21 protein-coding genes and 1 tRNA gene are annotated in these 18,214 nt (G+C 63.0%); 12 read left to right on the top strand and 10 right to left on the bottom strand.

The features are described 5' to 3' along the window. Window positions 1-24: 24 nt before the first annotated feature. The 4 genes from ureC to ureG all read left to right on the top strand — a co-directional run bounded on the left by ureC (window position 25) and on the right by ureG (window position 4,028). Window positions 25-1,767, top strand: a complete 1,743-nt coding sequence (gene ureC / locus ACLBKS_RS01675; protein ID WP_410191053.1) for an urease subunit alpha — start codon at window positions 25-27, stop codon at window positions 1,765-1,767. 90 nt (window positions 1,768-1,857) lie between these two features. Next, window positions 1,858-2,568 carry an urease accessory protein UreE gene (gene ureE / locus ACLBKS_RS01670; protein WP_410191052.1) on the top strand — a complete coding sequence of 237 codons (711 nt, stop codon included), beginning with the start codon at window positions 1,858-1,860 and terminating at the stop codon, window positions 2,566-2,568. Beyond that, window positions 2,543-3,280: an urease accessory protein UreF gene (locus tag ACLBKS_RS01665; RefSeq protein WP_410191436.1), complete on the top strand. Its 738-nt coding sequence runs from the start codon at window positions 2,543-2,545 to the stop codon at window positions 3,278-3,280. Before ureE ends, ACLBKS_RS01665 begins: the two co-directional genes overlap by 26 nt. A gap of 85 nt (window positions 3,281-3,365) precedes the next feature. Then, window positions 3,366-4,028, top strand: a complete 663-nt coding sequence (ureG, locus tag ACLBKS_RS01660; RefSeq protein WP_410191051.1) for an urease accessory protein UreG — start codon at window positions 3,366-3,368, stop codon at window positions 4,026-4,028. An 18-nt stretch (window positions 4,029-4,046) separates the two neighbouring features. Here ureG and ACLBKS_RS01655 read toward each other — a convergent pair whose 3' ends face one another. From ACLBKS_RS01655 to ACLBKS_RS01640, 4 genes are all read right to left on the bottom strand, one after another. Further along, window positions 4,047-4,658, bottom strand: a complete 612-nt coding sequence (locus ACLBKS_RS01655) for a hypothetical protein (RefSeq protein WP_410191050.1) — start codon at window positions 4,656-4,658, stop codon at window positions 4,047-4,049. A 30-nt stretch (window positions 4,659-4,688) separates the two neighbouring features. Further along, on the bottom strand, window positions 4,689-5,267 hold the full coding sequence (locus ACLBKS_RS01650) for a hypothetical protein (RefSeq protein WP_410191049.1): 579 nt from the start codon (window positions 5,265-5,267) through the stop codon (window positions 4,689-4,691). Between the two features lie 98 nt (window positions 5,268-5,365). After that, the gene (locus tag ACLBKS_RS01645; protein ID WP_410191048.1) at window positions 5,366-5,896 is read right to left on the bottom strand and encodes an N-acetyltransferase family protein; all 531 of its coding nucleotides are present in this window, start codon (window positions 5,894-5,896) and stop codon (window positions 5,366-5,368) included. Window positions 5,897-6,001: 105 nt separating this feature from the next. Next, on the bottom strand, window positions 6,002-6,481 hold the full coding sequence (locus tag ACLBKS_RS01640; protein ID WP_410191047.1) for a peptidylprolyl isomerase: 480 nt from the start codon (window positions 6,479-6,481) through the stop codon (window positions 6,002-6,004). Between the two features lie 61 nt (window positions 6,482-6,542). Here ACLBKS_RS01640 and grxD point away from each other — a divergent pair, with 61 nt between their 5' ends. Both grxD and ACLBKS_RS01630 read left to right on the top strand, forming a co-directional pair. Then, window positions 6,543-6,866 (top strand): Grx4 family monothiol glutaredoxin, encoded by a 324-nt coding sequence (gene grxD / locus ACLBKS_RS01635; RefSeq protein ID WP_410191046.1) that lies wholly within the window; start codon window positions 6,543-6,545, stop codon window positions 6,864-6,866. A 188-nt stretch (window positions 6,867-7,054) separates the two neighbouring features. Continuing rightward, a complete protein-coding gene (locus ACLBKS_RS01630) occupies window positions 7,055-8,053 on the top strand; it encodes an AAA family ATPase (protein ID WP_410191045.1) in 999 nt (332 codons plus the stop codon). Window positions 8,054-8,115: 62 nt separating this feature from the next. Here the strand turns inward: ACLBKS_RS01630 and ACLBKS_RS01625 are convergent, their stop codons facing one another. Further along, on the bottom strand, window positions 8,116-9,861 hold the full coding sequence (locus ACLBKS_RS01625) for a proline--tRNA ligase (RefSeq protein ID WP_410191044.1): 1,746 nt from the start codon (window positions 9,859-9,861) through the stop codon (window positions 8,116-8,118). Window positions 9,862-9,975: 114 nt separating this feature from the next. Here ACLBKS_RS01625 and ACLBKS_RS01620 point away from each other — a divergent pair, with 114 nt between their 5' ends. Further along, complete coding sequence (locus ACLBKS_RS01620) at window positions 9,976-10,674, top strand: RNA pyrophosphohydrolase (RefSeq protein WP_410191435.1); 699 nt, start codon at window positions 9,976-9,978, stop codon at window positions 10,672-10,674. 100 nt (window positions 10,675-10,774) lie between these two features. Here ACLBKS_RS01620 and proB read toward each other — a convergent pair whose 3' ends face one another. The 4 genes from proB to rplU form a co-directional block, all read right to left on the bottom strand. After that, on the bottom strand, window positions 10,775-11,944 hold the full coding sequence (gene proB, locus ACLBKS_RS01615; RefSeq protein ID WP_410191043.1) for a glutamate 5-kinase: 1,170 nt from the start codon (window positions 11,942-11,944) through the stop codon (window positions 10,775-10,777). Continuing rightward, window positions 11,941-13,017, bottom strand: coding sequence for an Obg family GTPase CgtA (cgtA, locus tag ACLBKS_RS01610; protein ID WP_410191042.1), 1,077 nt, complete (start codon window positions 13,015-13,017; stop codon window positions 11,941-11,943). The genes proB and cgtA overlap by 4 nt, the downstream gene beginning before the upstream one ends. Window positions 13,018-13,138: 121 nt before the next feature. Continuing rightward, window positions 13,139-13,396 (bottom strand): 50S ribosomal protein L27, encoded by a 258-nt coding sequence (rpmA, locus tag ACLBKS_RS01605; RefSeq protein WP_006296170.1) that lies wholly within the window; start codon window positions 13,394-13,396, stop codon window positions 13,139-13,141. A gap of 12 nt (window positions 13,397-13,408) precedes the next feature. Further along, the gene (rplU, locus tag ACLBKS_RS01600) at window positions 13,409-13,720 is read right to left on the bottom strand and encodes a 50S ribosomal protein L21 (RefSeq protein WP_006296171.1); all 312 of its coding nucleotides are present in this window, start codon (window positions 13,718-13,720) and stop codon (window positions 13,409-13,411) included. Window positions 13,721-14,027: 307 nt separating this feature from the next. Here rplU and ACLBKS_RS01595 point away from each other — a divergent pair, with 307 nt between their 5' ends. Both ACLBKS_RS01595 and ACLBKS_RS01590 read left to right on the top strand, forming a co-directional pair. Beyond that, window positions 14,028-14,978 (top strand): polyprenyl synthetase family protein, encoded by a 951-nt coding sequence (locus ACLBKS_RS01595; RefSeq protein WP_410191434.1) that lies wholly within the window; start codon window positions 14,028-14,030, stop codon window positions 14,976-14,978. A 56-nt stretch (window positions 14,979-15,034) separates the two neighbouring features. Continuing rightward, window positions 15,035-15,111 (top strand) — tRNA-Pro (locus ACLBKS_RS01590). A gap of 51 nt (window positions 15,112-15,162) precedes the next feature. Here the strand turns inward: ACLBKS_RS01590 and ACLBKS_RS01585 are convergent. Next, window positions 15,163-15,309 carry a hypothetical protein gene (locus ACLBKS_RS01585; RefSeq protein ID WP_410191041.1) on the bottom strand — a complete coding sequence of 49 codons (147 nt, stop codon included), beginning with the start codon at window positions 15,307-15,309 and terminating at the stop codon, window positions 15,163-15,165. On the opposite strand from ACLBKS_RS01585, the gene ACLBKS_RS01580 reads away from it, so the two are divergent. From ACLBKS_RS01580 to coaE, 3 genes are read left to right on the top strand one after another with little or no spacing between them, the layout of a single operon-like run. Next, complete coding sequence (locus ACLBKS_RS01580; RefSeq protein WP_410191040.1) at window positions 15,308-16,540, top strand: type II secretion system F family protein; 1,233 nt, start codon at window positions 15,308-15,310, stop codon at window positions 16,538-16,540. The two genes, ACLBKS_RS01585 and ACLBKS_RS01580, sit on opposite strands and share 2 nt — an antisense overlap. 12 nt (window positions 16,541-16,552) lie before the next feature. After that, window positions 16,553-17,509, top strand: coding sequence for a prepilin peptidase (locus ACLBKS_RS01575; RefSeq protein ID WP_410191039.1), 957 nt, complete (start codon window positions 16,553-16,555; stop codon window positions 17,507-17,509). A gap of 5 nt (window positions 17,510-17,514) precedes the next feature. Beyond that, on the top strand, window positions 17,515-18,192 hold the full coding sequence (gene coaE / locus ACLBKS_RS01570) for a dephospho-CoA kinase (protein WP_410191038.1): 678 nt from the start codon (window positions 17,515-17,517) through the stop codon (window positions 18,190-18,192). The last annotated feature ends 22 nt before the right edge of the window (window positions 18,193-18,214 follow it).

Genomic DNA, 18,214 nt, shown 5'->3' with positions numbered 1-18,214 from the left:
CCTCACGCTCAACGGAATCACCCCATGTCCTTCATCACCAAACGCGCCTATGCCGAGATGTACGGCCCCACCCAGGGTGACCGTGTGCGCCTGGCCGACACCGAGCTGATTGTCGAAGTCGAGCAGGACTACACCCTGCGCGCGGGCGGCTACGGCGAGGAAGTCAAGTTCGGCGGCGGCAAGACCATCCGCGACGGCATGGCGCAAAGCCAGCGCACGCGCGACGGCCAGGGCAGCGGGCCCGAAGCGGGCGGCGCGGTGGACACGGTGCTGACCAATGCGCTGATCATCGACCACTGGGGCATCGTCAAGGCCGACATCGGCCTCAAGGACGGGCGCATCGTGGCCATCGGCAAGGCGGGCAACCCGGACACCCAGCCCGGCGTGGACATCGTCATCGGCCCGGGCACCGAGATCATCAGCTGCGAGGGCAACATCGTCACGGCCGGAGGCATCGACAGCCACATCCACTTCATCAGCCCGCAGCAGATCGAGGAAGCGCTCTGCTCGGGCGTGACCACCATGCTGGGCGGTGGCACGGGCCCGGCCACGGGCACCTTTGCCACCACCTGCACGCCCGGTCCCTGGAACATCGAGCGAATGCTGCAGGCGGCCGACGCCTTCCCGCTGAACCTGGGCTTCCTGGGCAAGGGCAACGCCAGCCTGCCCGCCGCGCTGCACGAGCAAATCAACGCGGGCGTGATCGGTCTCAAGCTGCACGAGGACTGGGGCACCACGCCATCGGCCATCAGCAACTGCCTGGACGTGGCCGATGCCACCGACACCCAGGTGGCCATCCATTCCGACACGCTGAACGAATCGGGCTTCGTCGAGAACACCATCGCGGCCGTGAAAGGCCGCGGCATCTGCGCCTTCCACACCGAGGGAGCGGGCGGTGGCCACGCGCCCGACATCCTGAAGGTGGTGGGCGAGGCCAATTTCCTGCCCAGCTCGACCAACCCCACCATGCCCTACACGGTGAACACGCTGGACGAGCACGTGGACATGCTCATGGTCTGCCACCACCTGGACCCGGCCATCGCGGAGGATCTGGCCTTCGCCGAGAGCCGCATCCGCAAGGAAACCATCGCGGCCGAGGACATCCTGCACGACCTGGGCGCCATCAGCATGATGAGCAGCGACAGCCAGGCCATGGGCCGCGTGGGCGAAGTCATCATGCGTACCTGGCAGACCGCGCACAAGATGAAGGTGCAGCGGGGCGCCCTGGAAGGCGACGGCGCGCGCAACGACAACACCCGCGTCAAGCGCTACATCGCCAAGTACACCATCAACCCGGCTATCGCCCATGGCATCAGCCACGAAGTGGGCAGCATCGCCCCCGGCAAGTGGGCCGATCTGGTGATCTGGAAACCGGCGTTCTTTGGCGTCAAGCCCGCGCTCATCCTCAAGGGCGGCTTCATCGCCTTCGCGGCCATGGGTGACCCCAACGCCAGCATCCCCACACCCCAGCCCGTGCACTACCGGCCCATGTTCGGTGCCTTCGGCGGAGCCATTGCCCGCACCTCGCTGACCTTCGTCTCGCAAGCCGGCCTGGCTGCGGACATCGGCACGCGCTTTGGCTTGGCGAAACGGCTGTCGGCCGTCAAGAACATCCGTGGCGTGACCAAGCGCCACATGGTGCACAACAGCTACGTGCCCAAGATGGAAATCGACGCCCAAACCTACCAGGTGCGCGCCGATGGCGTGCTGTTGACCTGCGAGCCGGCCAGGAGCCTGCCCATGGCGCAGCGGTATTTCTTGTTCTGAGGCGGAAGACCCCACCGCGCCATTCCGTTCTCCACGCCCTTGTCCAGACAGGCGGCGAGCGCCGTCGGGCCGAGGACTACACTCCGTCGCATGCTCACCGTCTCCAAACTGCTGTCTCAAGGCCAGGGCCTGGCCAAGGTCCTGGTGCAACGCGCACCCACCATCGAACTCGACTGGGACGTGCGACAGAAAAGCCGCTTCGCTGCCACCGACTCTTCCGGTCGCGAGCTGGGCGTCTTCCTGCCGCGTGGCACCTTGGTGCGCGGCGGGGACGTGCTGGTGGCGGAAGACGGTTCCTTGATCCGTGTCGTGGCCGCGCCCCAGCCCGTGCTGCGCATCACCGCCTGCGCTGAACACGGCTCGCCCTTCGACCTGACGCGCGCGGCCTACCACCTGGGCAACCGCCACGTGCCCATCGAACTGCGGCCCGACCACCTGAAGATCGAACCCGACCACGTGCTGGCCGACATGCTGCGCGCCATGCACCTGATCGTGAGCGAACAGCACGATGCCTTCGAGCCCGAAGGCGGTGCCTACGCGCAAGGGCACGGTGGTCACGGTCACGCGCATGAACACGGTGTGCATGACCCTGCGCATGGACACAGTGCGCATGACCATGCACACGGCCACAGCCACGACCATGACGCCCCCCACGGACACGGTGACCACGCACACGACCATGGTCACTCGCAAGGGCACGCACACGCGCATAGCCACGGCCACGACGATCATGAACACCATGATCATGACCACGACCATGGACACGCCCATGGACATGCGCACCACCCTTACAAGCACTGAGACGGCGGCACCCGCGCTGGCGCCCGCCAGCCTGTTGCACCTACTCTGGCTGGCTTCGCCCGCCTTGCCCGTGGGCGGTTTTTCCTACTCGGAAGGACTGGAAGCCGCCATCGACGCCGGGCGGGTCGGCAACGAAACCCAGGCCGCCCATTGGCTGGTGGAGCAGTTGCACCTCACCCTCGCGCGCTCGGACTTGGCCGTGATCGCCCAGGCCTTGCGCGCCTGGCGACGCGGCGACACGGCACGCATCCGCACCCTCAACACCTGGCTGTTGCAGACCCGCGAGAGCGCCGAGCTGCGCCTGCAGACCGAACAGATGGGCCGTTCGCTGCGCGAATGGCTGCGCCACCTGCCCGGCGCCGACGCGGCTGTCCTCGACTTTGCCGCCACCCTGGAGCCCAGCTATCCGGTCATGTACGCGCTCTGCGCCGCAGGGCCATGCGGCGCGCACACCGCGCCTGCGGGAGAACGGGACGTGCTGCTGGCCTACGCCTTCGGCTGGGCCGAGAACATGATGCAGGCCGCGCTCAAGGCCGTGCCCTTGGGCCAGACCTCGGGCCAGCGCATCCTGGCGCGTCTCGCAGCGGAAATTCCCGCCGCCGTCGAACACGCATTGCGCCTGCCCGATGAAGAACGCCAGGCCTACAGCCCCATGCTGGCCATCCTGAGCAGTCGGCACGAAACCCAGTACTCAAGATTGTTCCGCTCCTGAATCACCCCGGTTTGCACAACACACCACACCACGCACGTTTGCGCGGAGCCTGCCGAAGCGGCGAAGCGCATGCAAGGACCTCGATATGAACACTCCCGCCGAACTTCAGAAACTTCACCACATCCCCGGTCGTACCAAAACCCTGCCGCCCCTGCGCGTCGGCATCGGCGGTCCGGTCGGCTCCGGCAAGACCACCCTGCTTGAAATGCTCTGCAAGGCCATGCGCGAGCACTACGACCTCGTGGCCATCACCAACGACATTTACACCAAGGAAGACCAGCGCCTGCTCACCATCAGCGGTGCGCTGCCGCCCGAGCGCATCATGGGCGTGGAAACCGGCGGCTGCCCGCACACGGCCATCCGCGAGGACTGCTCCATCAACCTCGAAGCCATCGACCGCATGTTGAAGGAGTACCCCAACGCCGACATCGTGTTCGTGGAGTCCGGCGGCGACAACCTGGCCGCCACCTTCAGCCCCGAGCTGAGCGACCTGACCATCTACGTCATCGACGTCGCGGCCGGCGAGAAGATCCCACGCAAGGGCGGCCCCGGCATCACCAAGAGCGACCTCTTCGTCATCAACAAGACCGACCTCGCGCCGCACGTGGGCGCGAACTTGGACATCATGAAATCCGACACCGAGCGCATGCGCGGTGCGAAGCCGTTTGTGATGACCAACCTCAAATCACTGACGGGGTTGGATCAGGTGGTGGGGTTTATTGAGAAACGGGGACTGCTGAAAAGTTAAGCAAAGGCTTCACATTTTTCAACGCAGTCTCTCGTTACGCCGAATCTCATCAACTAGCGCACGAGCTGCATCTTCAACGGCTCGTCGCCCCGCCAAGCCAAAATCATGCTTGAACTCCCCCCATTCAGCCGTTCCATTTCCACTCACGCGCAATTTGGCAATCGGCAAAGTGCCGGCATCTAGGACATCAACCGAGAGATAGAACCCAAAATTAGTCGGAGGCCAGGTGAGGGCAGATGGCGAGGAAGAAGATGTCGTAATTTCCGGAATAAATATATATGCCGCATTGGCGTCACGCAACGCAGCTTTGTCAGAAGAAGAGGCAACGGCAGTCACATCAGCATAGACAGAGAACAATGCGGCTCGCAGTCCGCGCTCAAAGTCTCGATAGGGATAGTAAGTAACTCTGTCACCTCCACCCCCTTCGGAGATGTACTGCTTTTGCCTATCAGCGGAACTCATAACATATGCCACTTTTTTTGGTGACAAATCAGTACCGCGCTCCGGTACATTTTTTGGCTCAATCGATATAGGGTGAGCACACGCCGCCAGCAACACAGTCGCAATACCAACGAACAACACATGCCCTGTTCGCCGAGCAAAGGCGAAACCATTTGAGATTGTCATCATCGTATATCTCTTAGTAATTTTTGAATACGATCATGGTCCGCTTAGAGCACGAATGAAATTTGGATCCCGATAAATATTGGCTAACAAAGCGCGAACCAAATTTGGGTATTCCGCCTGCCCGATGGGAATAGCGGTAGCACCAGAGAAAGCAGATGCAAACTTTGTTTGCGCAGCATAATTTTTCTGAAACACTACCCGCTCAAGATCAGTAATGGTGAGTCGGACCTCGATAACACCTTTCCCTTCACTAATTCCCGATACATCGATATCGTTCTTCAATAAGAGAAGGTCGATCTTGCGCGACGATGCCAAATCGAGCAGCCCGACCTGCTTGAGATCAGAAGCCATGGCTTGGGCGACGTAACCTGCGAAAGTAGTGCCTTCTGCACGCAGCGCCGCTCCGCGCAATGTGATCTTATTTACTGCTTCCTCAGGGCCATCCGGCTGCCCTCTCCCAACATTGACTTTACCTGCCGAACTACGCTTTAGCGCGTCAAGTGCTGGGTAGTCAGCAGAGTAGGGCGGCGCTGTAAAACTCGCACAGCCACCTGCCAGGAGAGAAAAACATACCGCCGCAGCTACCAGCAATACTCGCATCAAAAACTCCATTTTTTAAAATTTGACTTTTGATCTTAAGAGCACATCTCCTTTTGCCCCATCCCCCAAACGAGGGATAAATCTACTCGGATCAAAAAATCCACGGTACATCACCCATCCACCGGCTGCTCCGGCGTCTCCAACATCAACTGGTACAAGGCCAGATCCAGCCAGCGCCCAAACTTGAATCCCGCCTGCTGCACGACACCACAGGGCTTGAAGCCCAGTTGTTCATGTAGCGCGATGCTGCCGCTATTGGTGGCGTCGATGGCGCCGACCATCACGTGCACCTGCTGGGCACGCGCGCGTTCAATGACGGCCTGCAGCAGCTTGCGGCCCAACCCCTTGCCGCGATGGGCGTGGTGCACATAAACAGAATGCTCGACCGTGTACTTGAAAGCCGGGAAGTTGCGGAAAGTGCCGTAGCTGGCGAAGCCCAGCAACTCGCCCGTCCCGTCTTCGCCATCGACAAAACCGATGACAGGAAAACCGCCCGCGCGTTTGGCCTGGAACCAGGTGCTCATGCTGTCCATGCTGCGCGGCTTGTAATCGTACAAGGCGGTGGTACGGACGATGGCGTCGTTGAGGATGGCGAGGATGGCCTCGCCGTGAGCTTCGAGGGTGCAATCGATGAGTTGCATGCGAGTCGGCAATTTCTGTCGTCGGGCGGGTCGTGTCAGCGCGGTGGTGAGGAAGCCCGGGCGCAACGCCCGGCGAGCCTTTGATGAACGCGCGCTGCCCCTGCTTCAGTGTTGATGGCCGTGAGCGCCATGGACGTGTCCATGGGCAATTTCCTCGGCCGTGGCAGCGCGCACGTCGAGCACGGTGCAGTCCAGCTTCAGCGCCAGGCCTGCCAAGAGGTGATTGCCATCGAGGTGAACCTGCGGCCCCTTGATCTTGACCACGCGGAAATGCATGGGTTGGCCATCGTCGCTGCGGCCTTCCAGATGACCGCCCACCTTCACCCCCGGCGGAAACTCGGACTTGGGGATGACACGCACCAGGCTTTCATCGCGCTCGCCGAAGGCGTCTTCCACCGGCAAGGTGATCTTCAGCTGGAAGCCCTTTTCCTGCCCCTCCAGCGCCGCCTCGACCTTGGGAAAGATGTTGCCGTAGCCGCCGTGCAGGTAGGCGCTGGGTTCGCTGCCGTCCTCAAGCAACTGGCCGCTGCTCGCTTCGGTGAGGCGGTAACGCAGGGTAACCGCAGTGTCCTTGGTGATTTTCATGGTGGGTGCAGACGCAAAAAGGAAGTGAAATAATCGCGGAATCTTCCGGAGGAAACCGATTATGAGCGACACCCAACAACGCATCGACCAGCTCGTCAGGGGCAACGACATCCTGCTGTTCATGAAGGGCAGCGCCAGCTTCCCGATGTGTGGCTTTTCCGGCCGCGCGATTCAGATTCTCAAAGCCAGCGGCGTGGACCCGAAGACCGTGAAGACGGTCAATGTGCTGGAGGACGACGAAATCCGCCAGGGCATCAAGGAATACAGCAACTGGCCGACCATCCCGCAGCTCTACGTCAAGGGCGAATTCATTGGCGGCTCGGACATCATGATGGAGATGTACGAAAGCGGTGAACTGCAGAAGGTTCTCGCCACCACGGCCTGAGTGGCCACGGTGAGGGATGAGGCGCCACTGCGCGCCACCCTGCCTTCACCGATCGTTTCAAAAAAGCTGCAAGCCGGGCCTGGTTCCCGGCTTTGCCATCTTGAGCACCGGCACGGCTTGTGCTTGAATATTTCCAGGCCGATCACCCATCGCCTTCGCCGATCGGCTGTTGCCTGGAGAGACCCACGATGGCTTCACCGCATTCCCTGGTTCCGCAAGGTCCCGCCTTGCGTCTGCCGATCGCACGCATGCGCAGCGTGTTTGAGCCCGGCGAGGTGGAGCGCAAGCTCGCCAAGCTCCCCGAACGCGAACACGAAAGCTTGCGCAGCACCTACGCCCGCATGCTGGAGCGCGGCCCGGAGCGCTTCCAGGTCAAGCCCGCGGGTGTGCCCGACATGAGCGCGCTCTACGACGACCTGCCCAATTTCACCGAGGTGCTGGACGACGTGAAGCGCCATGTCGCGTTGAGCCAGGACAGCGGCGACGGACTGGAGATCACGCCCATGCTGCTGCTGGGTCCGCCCGGCGTGGGCAAGACCCATTTCGCGCGCCAACTCGCCGCCCTGCTGGGCACAGGCATGAGCCTGGTGCCCATGAGCGCAATGACAGCGGGCTGGCTGCTTTCGGGCGCCTCCTCGCAATGGAAGGGGTCGCGACCGGGCAAGGTCTTCGAGGCCTTGGTGGACGGCCAGTACGCCAACCCCGTCATCGTGGTGGACGAAATCGACAAGGCCGCCGGGGAGGCCCAGTACGACCCGCTTGGCGCGCTCTACGGCCTGCTGGAGCACGACACGGCGCACGCCTTCGTCGACGAGTTCGCCGAGGTGGCCATCGACGCGAGCCAAGTCATCTGGATCAGCACGGCCAACGACGAACGCGCGATTCCCGACCCCATCCTGAACCGCATGAATGTGTTCGAGGTGCCCGCGCCCACGCGCGAGCAGGCGCGCGCCATCGCGCAACGGCTGTACCGCGCGATCCGCCAGGAGCATGGTTGGGGACGGCGCTTCGAACCCGAGGCGGCGGAGGAAGTGCTGGATGCCCTGGCCGAGCTTGCGCCGCGCGAAATGCGACGCGCACTGATGACAGGTTTCGGCAATGCGCGCCTGGCCGAACGCGACGCACTCACGGCGGACGACCTGCCGCGCCCCGGCAACGGCAAGACCCGCGCGGGGTTTCTGCAGTAGATCTTGCGCGATAGGCTCTGGGTTCAGTGCCTCAGTGCTGCAGTGCCCCGTAGCCCTGAGGCTCAGCGCTTGAGCTTGCCCAGCACGAAGGCTGCTGCCTCGCCCACGGCCAGCGGCGTGGCTTCGGTGTCGCGACGGTGCTGGTACTCGACCTTGCCTTCCTTCAGCGTGCGGTCCCCGATGGTCACACGGTGCGGCACGCCGATCAGTTCCCAGTCGGCGAACATGACACCGGGGCGCTCGCCGCGGTCGTCCAAGATCACGTCCACGCCCGCCGCGAGCAATTCGGCGTAGAGCTTGTCGGCGGCGGCCTTGACCTCCGGGCTGCGGTCGGGGTTGATGGGGCAGACCACCACCGTGAACGGCGCGATGGCGTCGGGCCAGATGATGCCCTTGGCATCGTGGTTCTGCTCGATGGCGGCGGCCGGCAGGCGCGTGATGCCAATGCCGTAGCAGCCCATCTCGAAGAACTGGGGCTTGCCGTTCTCGTCCAGGAAGGTCGCGTTCATGGCCTTGCTGTACTTGGTGCCCAGGTAGAAGATGTGGCCAATCTCGATGCCGCGCTCAATGGCCAGCAGGCCTTTGCCGTCGGGTGACAGATCCCCTTCGACCACATTGCGGATGTCGGCCACCAATTCCGGCTCGGGCAGGTCGCGCGCCCAGTTCACGCCGGTGAGGTGGAAGTCCGCTTCGTTCGCGCCGCAGATCCAATCGGCCATCACGGCCACTTCGCGATCCGCGACGACGCGCACCGGTCGCTTCAGGCTCAGAGGCCCCAGGTAGCCGGGCTTGCAACCGAAGTGGTCGACGATTTCCGTCTCGGTCGCGAAGCGGAAACCTTGCTCGAACCCTGGCAGCTTGCCGACCTTCACTTCGTTCATGTCGTGGTCGCCGCGCAGCAGCAGCAGCCAAACCTGGCTCTTGATGACTTCGCCCTTCTCGTTCAGTTCGTCCGTGGCCAGCACCAAGGACTTGACCGTGGTCTGCAGCGGCACGTTCAGCAGCGCGGCGACGTCCGCGCAGGTGCTCTTGCCGGGGGTGGGTGTTTTGGTCAGCGGTTTGCCGGGTGTCGGACGTGGGCCTTTCGGCGCCAGGGCCTCCGCCTTCTCGATATTGGCCGCGTAGTCGCTGCTTGGGCAATAGATGATCGCGTCCTCGCCCGTGGCGGCAATCACCTGGAACTCCTCGGACAGATCACCGCCAATGGCGCCACTGTCAGCAGCCACGGCGCGATAACGCAGGCCAAAGCGGTCAAAGGCCGCGCGGTAGGCCTGGGCCATGGCCTGGTAGCTGATTTGAGCGCTGGCCGGGTCACGGTCGAAGCTGTAGGCGTCCTTCATGATGAATTCGCGCCCGCGCATCAGACCGAAGCGCGGGCGGCGCTCGTCGCGGAACTTGGTCTGGATCTGGTACAGGTTCCTGGGCAGTTGCTTGTAACTCTTGAACTCCTGCCGCGCGATGTCCGTCACGACCTCCTCGCTGGTAGGCTGCACGACGAAGTCACGCTCGTGGCGGTCCTGGATGCGCAGCAACTCGGGGCCCATCTTCTCGAAGCGTCCCGTCTCTTGCCACAGCTCGGCCGGCTGAATGACGGGCATGGTCAGCTCGATGGCGCCCGCGCGGTTCATTTCCTCGCGCACGATGGCCGCCACCTTGTTGATAACCCTCAGCCCCATGGGCATGTAGGTGTAGATGCCGGCGCCGAGCTTCTTGATCATGCCGGCGCGCGTCATGAGTTGATGGCTCACGACTTCGGCGTCCGCCGGGGCTTCCTTGAGCGTGGAAATGAGGAACTGGGAGGCTTTCATGGGGGAACGGCAGAACTGGGGGCCCGAAGCAGGCCTGATCACACGAGGAGTCCACTTTGATCCGGCGCAAGGGCCGTGCATAATGGACTCAGTTTAAAAATTTGGGGTTTGATTATGCTTGACCGGGACGGCTTTCGGCCCAACGTCGGCATCATCCTGCTCAACCAGAAGAACCAGGTTTTCTGGGGCAAGCGCATCCGCACCCATTCCTGGCAGTTCCCGCAAGGCGGCATTGACCGGGGTGAAACCCCGGAGCAAGCGATGTTCCGGGAACTGGGCGAGGAAGTCGGGCTCAAGCCGGAACATGTGCGCATCGTCGCCCGAACCCGTGACTGGTTGCGCTACGAGGTGCCGGACCGCTACATCCGACGCGAAGCACGGGGCCACTACAAGGGTCAGAAGCAGATTTGGTATCTGCTGCAGCTGCTGGGCCATGACTGGAACCTGAATCTGCGCGCGACTGACCATCCGGAGTTCGACGCCTGGCGCTGGAACGATTACTGGGTGCCGCTGGAGGCCGTGATCGAATTCAAGCGGGGCGTTTATGAGATGGCGCTGACAGAACTCGCGCGTTTTTTACCCCGCGCTGAACAGCGTAACCGCTACCTGCGCCAGGGGCACCGCGCGAACCGCGAGTCGCGTGATGGGGCAGAGATCGGGCCACGTGGCAGTCACCTGCCAAATCTCCATGGTCAGGAATTGGAGTTGCCTCCGGGGGCAAGTTTTGATCCTGATCCTCAAGCCGCGTATGTCCTGCCTCCGGAAACACCTCACAGTGTTGATGAGGCCTGCGACCAGCGCAAAGACACTTGACCAAAGCAGCGGGGGAATCCCCCGTGAGCGGGGCCGGCCGTGAGAAAGAGGTCCGGGACATACGCAATTGAGGCCGGACAGAAATTGGATCGGGCCGCTTTCAGACCGTTCTCATGAGCACCAGATTGTCCCGGTGCACCATCTCAGGCTCGCCAACGTAGCCGAGCAGCGCTTCAATCTCAGACGAGGACTTGCGGCAGAGCAAGCGGGCCTCGGCGCTGGCGTAGTTGGCCAGGCCTCGGGCGATTTCGGAACCCTGTTCATCGCGCACGGCGATCACCTCGCCCCGCGAGAACTCCCCCTCAACGGCTGTCATTCCTATCGGCAGGAGGCTCTTGCCGTCCTCGCGCAGCTTGCGTGCCGCGCCCGCATCGACAAGCACCGAGCCACGCAGTTGAAGATGGTCAGCCATCCATTGCTTGCGGGCCTGCGTCTTGCCAGTCTGTGCCACCAACAGCGTGCCTAGGGGATGCGTGTCATCCCCCGCTCTGCTCATCTCGCCTTTCATCAAACGCAGCAGCACGTTCGGCTCCCGCCCCCAGGCGATCACGGTGCTGGCGCCGCTACCGGCGGCGCGCTTGGCGGCGAGGATTTTGGTGATCATGCCGCCCTTGCCGATGCTGCTGCCCGCGCCACCGGCCATCTGTTCCAGGGCCGGATCGCCCGCCCGCGCCTCGTGCACGAACTGCGCGGCCGGGTCCTTGCGCGGATCGGCGGTGTAAAGTCCTTTTTGATCGGTCAGGATCACCAGCACGTCGGCTTCCACCAAGTTGGCCACCAGAGCACCCAAGGTGTCGTTGTCGCCGAACTTGATCTCGTCCGTGACCACTGTGTCGTTTTCATTGATGACCGAGACCACGCCCAAATCCAGCAAGGTCAGCAAGGTCGAACGCGCGTTCAAGTAACGCTCTCGGTCGGCCAGGTCAGCATGCGTCAGCAGCACCTGGGCGCTGGGCAAGCCGTGGGCGCGCAAGCGGGTTTCGTACATCTGCGCCAGACCCATCTGCCCGACCGCGGCGGCGGCCTGCAGTTCATGGATTTCCTTCGGGCGGCTAGTCCAGCCCAATCGCTTCATGCCCTCGGCGATCGCGCCGCTGGACACCATGATGACTTCACGACCGTCCTTGACCAGAGCGGCCAGCTGGCGGCTCCACTCCTCGATCGCCGCTTCATCCAGCCCCCGCCCCTCGTTGGTCACGAGGCTGGAGCCGACCTTGACCACGATGCGGCGCGCCTCGCGCAGCAGGGTGTGCGTTGCTTGCTGGTTCATGCTTGGTCAGGCAAATCCTTGAAACGCGGATCGATCTCTTCCGGAGCCGGTCCTTGCTCGGCTTTCTGCTGAATCCGCACCTGCTCATACACAGACTTGACGAGCAGCTCGCAGCCCTCGCGCGTCAGCGCGGAGATCTGGAACACCGGGCCCTTGTACTTGTAGCGCTTGACGAAGTCCTTGACCCGCGCTTCGCGCTCCTCGACCGGAATCATGTCCAGCTTGTTGAGCACCAACCAGCGCGGTTTGTCGTGCAGGGACTGGTCATACTTCTTCAGCTCCGCCACAATGGCCTTGGCCTGCGCCACCGGGTCACTGTCGTCAAAGGGCGCCAAATCGACCACGTGCAGCAGCAGGCGCGTGCGCTGCAGATGGCGCAGGAACTGATGCCCGAGGCCCGCGCCCTCAGACGCTCCCTCAATCAGGCCCGGAATGTCGGCCACCACGAAGCTCTGCTCGGGCCCAACGCGCACCACCCCCAGATTGGGGTGCAGGGTGGTGAAGGGGTAGTCGGCAATCTTGGGCCGCGCGTTCGAAATGGCAGTGATCAGGGTGGACTTGCCCGCATTGGGCAAACCCAGCAGGCCGACATCAGCCAGCACCTTGAGTTCGAGTCGCAGGCTCTTCTTCTCACCCGGCCAGCCGGGCGTCTTCTGACGCGGGGCGCGGTTGATCGCGCTTTTGAAACGCAGGTTGCCAAAGCCGCCGTCACCGCCCTTGGCGATGGTGATGACTTCACCCGGCGTGAGCAGCTCGTAAAGCACCTCGCCGGTCTCTGCGTCGCAGATCAAGGTGCCCACCGGCATCTTGAGCGTGATGTCGGAGCCCGCCGCGCCAAACATGTCCGAACCCATGCCATGCTCACCGCGCTGAGCCTCGAAACGGCGCGTGTAGCGGAAGTCCACCAAGGTGTTGAGGTTGGGGTCGGCCACGGCGTAAACATGCCCGCCGCGTCCACCGTCCCCACCGTTGGGGCCCCCGAACTCTTTGTACTTTTCGTGCCGGAAGGAAACGCAGCCGTTCCCCCCGTCGCCGGCGGCGACGTCGATCAAGGCTTCGTCTACAAACTTCATGGCGCAAGGAAGGTGCGTTGATTTTCAGCGATTAGAAATGACAAACCCTGCGCCCCACTGGCAGCGTGGGCGCAGGGTTTTGTGCGAGAGTGCCAAAGAGGCGGCACTCAGGCCGCCGGCATCACGCCGCGGTCACGTTGACCGTGTGCTTGCTCAGCGCGCCCTTGGTCGCGAAGGACACCACGCCGTCCGCCAGGGCGAAGAGGGTGTGGTCCTTGCCCACGCCGACGTTCACGCCGGGGTGGAACTTGGTGCCACGCTGGCGCACGATGATCGCGCCGGCGCTGATCTGCTGGCCGCCGAACACCTTCACGCCCAGCATCTTGGGCTTGGAATCACGCCCGTTTCGCGTCGAGCCGCCGCCTTTTTTCTGTGCCATGTCTGCTGCTCCTTATGCGGAGATGGCGCCGATCTGCAGCTCGGTGAACTGCTGGCGGTGCCCCTGGTGTTTCTGATAGTGCTTGCGACGGCGCAGCTTGAAGATGCGCACCTTGTCGTGCTTGCCATGCGCCACCACGGTGGCCTTGACAGTCGCGCCGGACAGCAGGGGCGTCCCGACTTTCAGCTCAGCGCCGTTTCCGACGGCCAGCACCTGGTCGATGACGATCTCCTGGCCCACGTCCGCAGCAATCTGTTCTACTTTGATCTTTTCGCCAGCGGCAACGCGATACTGCTTGCCACCGGTTTTTATGACCGCGTACATATTGACCTCTTGAGAAATCGGTTTCCGATTCCTTGCACCCGCTCCAATCTGAATTGGCCAGCGCAAGAACCCCCCGCAGACGGATTTCCACGGAGCCCAAGATTCTATCACGACCGACTGCTTTCGGCCAACGGCGTCACCAGGCCCGCCACATGGGGCTGATGCCATGGCATTGATCAGAAAACCAGGGCGGTGCCCGGCAAGCCTAGACACCACTTCCTATAATCGCGCACTTCTTTCGCTCGCCCCCCTCGCCGTCGTGTCTTCATCCCCCCCGCCCGCACCACTCAGCCTGATCACCGACGACATGCGGGAAGTGGACCGGGTCATTGGCGAGCGACTCGATTCGGGTGTGCCCCTGGTCGGCCAAGTTGCGCGCTACATCATCGGCGCGGGCGGCAAGCGCTTACGCCCGGCCCTGCTGCTATTGGTCAGCGGCGCTTTGAATTACACGGGCCCGCACCGTTATTCGCTCGCCGCCGTGGTGGAATTCATTCACACGGCCACCTTGCTCCATGACGATGTGGTGGACGACTCCAAGCTGCGTCGGGGCAACCCCACAGCCAACGAAACTTTCGGCAATGCGGCGAGCGTGCTGGTCGGTGATTTTCTGTATTCGCGCGCCTTCCAAATGATGGTGGAAGCCCAGAGCATGCGCATCATGGAAGTGCTGGCCGAAGCCACCAACGTGATCGCCGAGGGCGAAGTGCAACAGTTGATGAACATGCACAACGCTGATCTGGATGAAGCAGGTTACGTGCAGGTGATTCGCTCCAAGACAGCGAAACTGTTTGAGGCCAGCGCCCGCTGTGGCGCCATCCTGGCTGGAGCGGGTGCTGCGCTCGAAACAGCCTGCGCCGACTACGGTCAGGCACTGGGCACGGCCTTTCAGGTCATCGACGACGTCTTGGACTATGCGGGCGACGCCACCGTCATGGGCAAGAGCTTGGGCGACGACCTGCGCGAAGGCAAGGCCACACTGCCCCTGATCGCCGCCATGCAGCGAGGCACGGAGTCCGAGCGCCAACTCATCCGCGGCGCCATTGAAAGCGGCCTGGACGACGACGAGGCGCAAAACGCGCAGGTGCTACAAGACGTGATCGACATCGTGCGCCGCACGGGCGCATTGGAGGTGGCCCGGGCCGCTGCCAGCCGGGAGGCGGAACGCGCAATCTCCGTCATTCAAGGTCTGCCTGCGAATCCGCACAGCGCCAGTTTGGTACAATTGGCGACTCAGCTGCTTGCCCGTCAATCCTGATTTGGCGAGTAGCGGCAAGGCGTGGTTTCTTCATTGACTCCGCGCATTGAATCAGTCGGAATGTAGCGCAGTCTGGTAGCGCACTTCGTTCGGGACGAAGGGGTCGGAGGTTCGAATCCTCTCATTCCGACCAACCAATTCAAGGGTTAGCAGCCTAGGGGCCGCTAACCCTTTTCATTTGGGATCACGGTGAACTGTTTCGTAGCAGCGGCGGATACGCGAAAAGCACCACGATCAAGATGAAGCCTTCTTTTTGCGCCGTTGCACTGTGCACTGTGAAAACCGAGGCCCCATTCCAGGCGTGCAATCGAGCAGCGATGATGAACGTCATGCCGCACAACGCCTTTTCCGCCGAATCGAACGCGCTGCCTGCCGTCAATTACGCTTGGGAGGGCGAAGACGGCGAGGGCCGTAGGGTTCGAGGGGAATTACGCTGCGCCAATCCGCAAGAGGTCAGACTGGCCTTGCGCCGTCAGGGCATCTTGCCCACGAGAATTGAGCGCCGGTGGTGGACCGCACCGCGGCGCAGGATCACCTCCAAGGACATTGCCGTCTTCACTCGGCAGTTCGCGGCGATGACGAAAGCGGGCGTCCCGCTGCTGCGCGGCTTCGACATCGTGGCGCGCGGACAAGCCAATGCCAGCTTGACTACCCTGCTGCTAGGCATCCGCGCCGACGTGGAGGCGGGAACCTCGTTGAGCACGGCCTTTGGCAGGCACCCACGCCATTTCGACCGCCTTTACTGCAGCCTTGTCGAAGCCGGCGAAACGGCGGGCGTGCTGGACACAATGCTTGAACGGCTGGCCCTTCACCTTGAAAAAGGGCTGGCGCTGCGATCCCGAATCCGCGCGGCTCTGATGTACCCTGCGGTGGTGGTTGCAACGGCCCTGCTCGTGGTGTCGGTCATCATGGTGCTTGTGATCCCCGCCTTCCATGAGGTATTTCGCTCTTTCGGCGCGGACCTGCCAGCGCCAACGCTGCTGTTGATGGGCATGAGCGAGTTCATGGCCCGGTGGTGGCCCGTGCTGCTGACGCTGCTGGTCACATGTGTTTGCGCCGCTGCGCACGGGCTGCGACGCCAACCCGCGCTGCAGGCCTGGCGGGATCGCGCCATGCTTGCAGCGCCTATCCTCGGTCCTCTGATCGAAAAAGCCTGTCTCGCGCGCTGGACGCGCACGCTCGCCACATTGCATGGTGCCGGGGTGCCCTTGGGGCAAGCCCTGGCGGCCGTGCGGGGCGCGGCGGGCAACCGTGTCTACGACGCGGCGACCGACTTCGTTCAGAGGGAAATTGCCCTGGGTACCAGCCTGGCACTCGCGATGGAACGCAGCGGGGCGTTCCCCGCCTTGGCGCTGCAAATGTGCTCGATCGGCGAGGAGTCCGGCGCAATCGACGCGATGCTGAACAAAGTCGCTGACTTCTACGAGGCCGAGGTGGGTGATTTGCTGACGGGGCTGTCCAGTTTGCTTGAGCCCCTGATCATCCTGGTCCTGGGCTTGGTGATAGGCGGTATCGTGATCGCGCTCTATCTGCCGATTTTCCAGCTGGGTCAGATTGTCTGAGGAAGTTGGCACATGAACTTGCACATCGACATTCAAGACGCCGACTTTGTCGGCGCTTTCGCGCTGTTGGGTTTGTTGATCGGCAGCTTCCTCAACGTGGTTGTGCATCGACTACCCAAGATGATGGAGCGGCAATGGCATGCCGAACTCAACTCGGCAGCCACCGCAACGGCCGCGAACCCCGACTCACCCCTCCCCACTCCGCAACCTGAGCCCGAGTTTTCGCTGCTCAGACCGCGCTCCCACTGCCCACGCTGCTGTCATGTCTTGCGCTGGCATGAGAACATCCCACTGCTCAGTTACGCGGTGTTGCGTGGTCGTTGCTCGGCCTGCCATGGCTCCATCGGCCTGCGCTATCCCTTGCTGGAACTCGGAACGGCCCTGCTGTTTGCCGGGTGCGCGGCGCTCTCAGGCCCCACGCAGCTGGTCAACGTGTTGGCCTGGTGCGGCTTCTGCGCCGTCCTGCTGGCACTGGCCCTGATTGACCTGGATACCTACCTGCTGCCCGACCCACTGACCCAGCCATTGCTTTGGACTGGTCTGGGCGGGGCCGCACTGGGCTGGACCGGGACAGCCCTGATCGATGCCTTTTGGGGCGCGGCGGCCGGCTACTTGAGCCTGTGGTTGCTGGCGACGGCCTTCCGCTGGACCACGGGCCGCGAGGGCATGGGTCACGGGGACTTCAAGTTGTTGGCCGCGCTCGGAGGCTGGCTGGGCTGGGCGGCCCTGCCGCCCCTGTTGTTGCTCGCATCCAGCTTGGGCGCGCTGGTCGGGTTGACCTTGCTTTGGCGGCAAAGGCGCGCGACGCCCCAGATCATGCAGAACGATTCCGCCACGCGGGCACCGCTCTACATTCCCTTCGGGCCGTTTCTCGCTGCCGCAGGGCTGGTGATCATGGCGTCGGGCCATGAACCGTTTTATTCCACCCTGGGGCTGCGCCTGACGGATTTTGGGCTCGTGCTGAAATAGCGCCCATGCCCTCGGCCATCCTCCCCACAACTCCGCCGCTCGCCAGTCCACCCGTCACTCTGCGCCTGGGGCTGACCGGTGGCATCGGCAGCGGCAAAAGCACGGTGGCATCCATGCTTGCCGCACGGGGCGCCGTGGTGATCGACGCGGATGCCATCTCACGCGCGTCCACAGCGCCAAAAGGCGCGGCGATCGAGGCTTTGCGCGCTGCGTTCGGCCCGGAGATGATCGCCGCGGATGGCTCGCTCGATCGTGCGCGCATGCGGCAGCGCGTGTTTGCCGACCCGTCTGCGCGTCTGCGGCTCGAAGGCATCGTGCATCCCCTGGTGCACGCGCAAACCGAAGCGATGACCACCTTGGCGGTCGCTGAAGGAGCGCGCTGCATCGTCTACGATGTGCCGCTGCTGGTGGAATCCAGCTGGACCCGACGCCATGATGGACGTCGCACTTGGCGTGAGGCGCTCGATCGGATTCTGGTCGTGGACTGCAGCCCGGCCACCCAGATCACCCGGGTGGGAACCCGCAGCGGCCTGACTCGCAGCGAAGTAGAGGCCATCATGTCCCAGCAGGCCCGCCGAGATCAGCGCCTGGAAGCTGCAGACCACGTGATTTGTAACGACGGTATCAGCCTGGCCGAGCTGGAAGCGCAGATCACGGCTTTGGTGACATTGCTGAGCTTTTGACACGGTATTTGCCCGAAGAGTC

It is taken from the genome of Hylemonella sp. W303a (assembly GCF_046452315.1).
In the GTDB taxonomy this organism is placed as follows: Bacteria; Pseudomonadota; Gammaproteobacteria; order Burkholderiales; family Burkholderiaceae_C; genus Hylemonella.
Note: the sequence above shows the minus strand (reverse complement) of the source record. Positions and strands in the feature narration are given on the sequence as shown.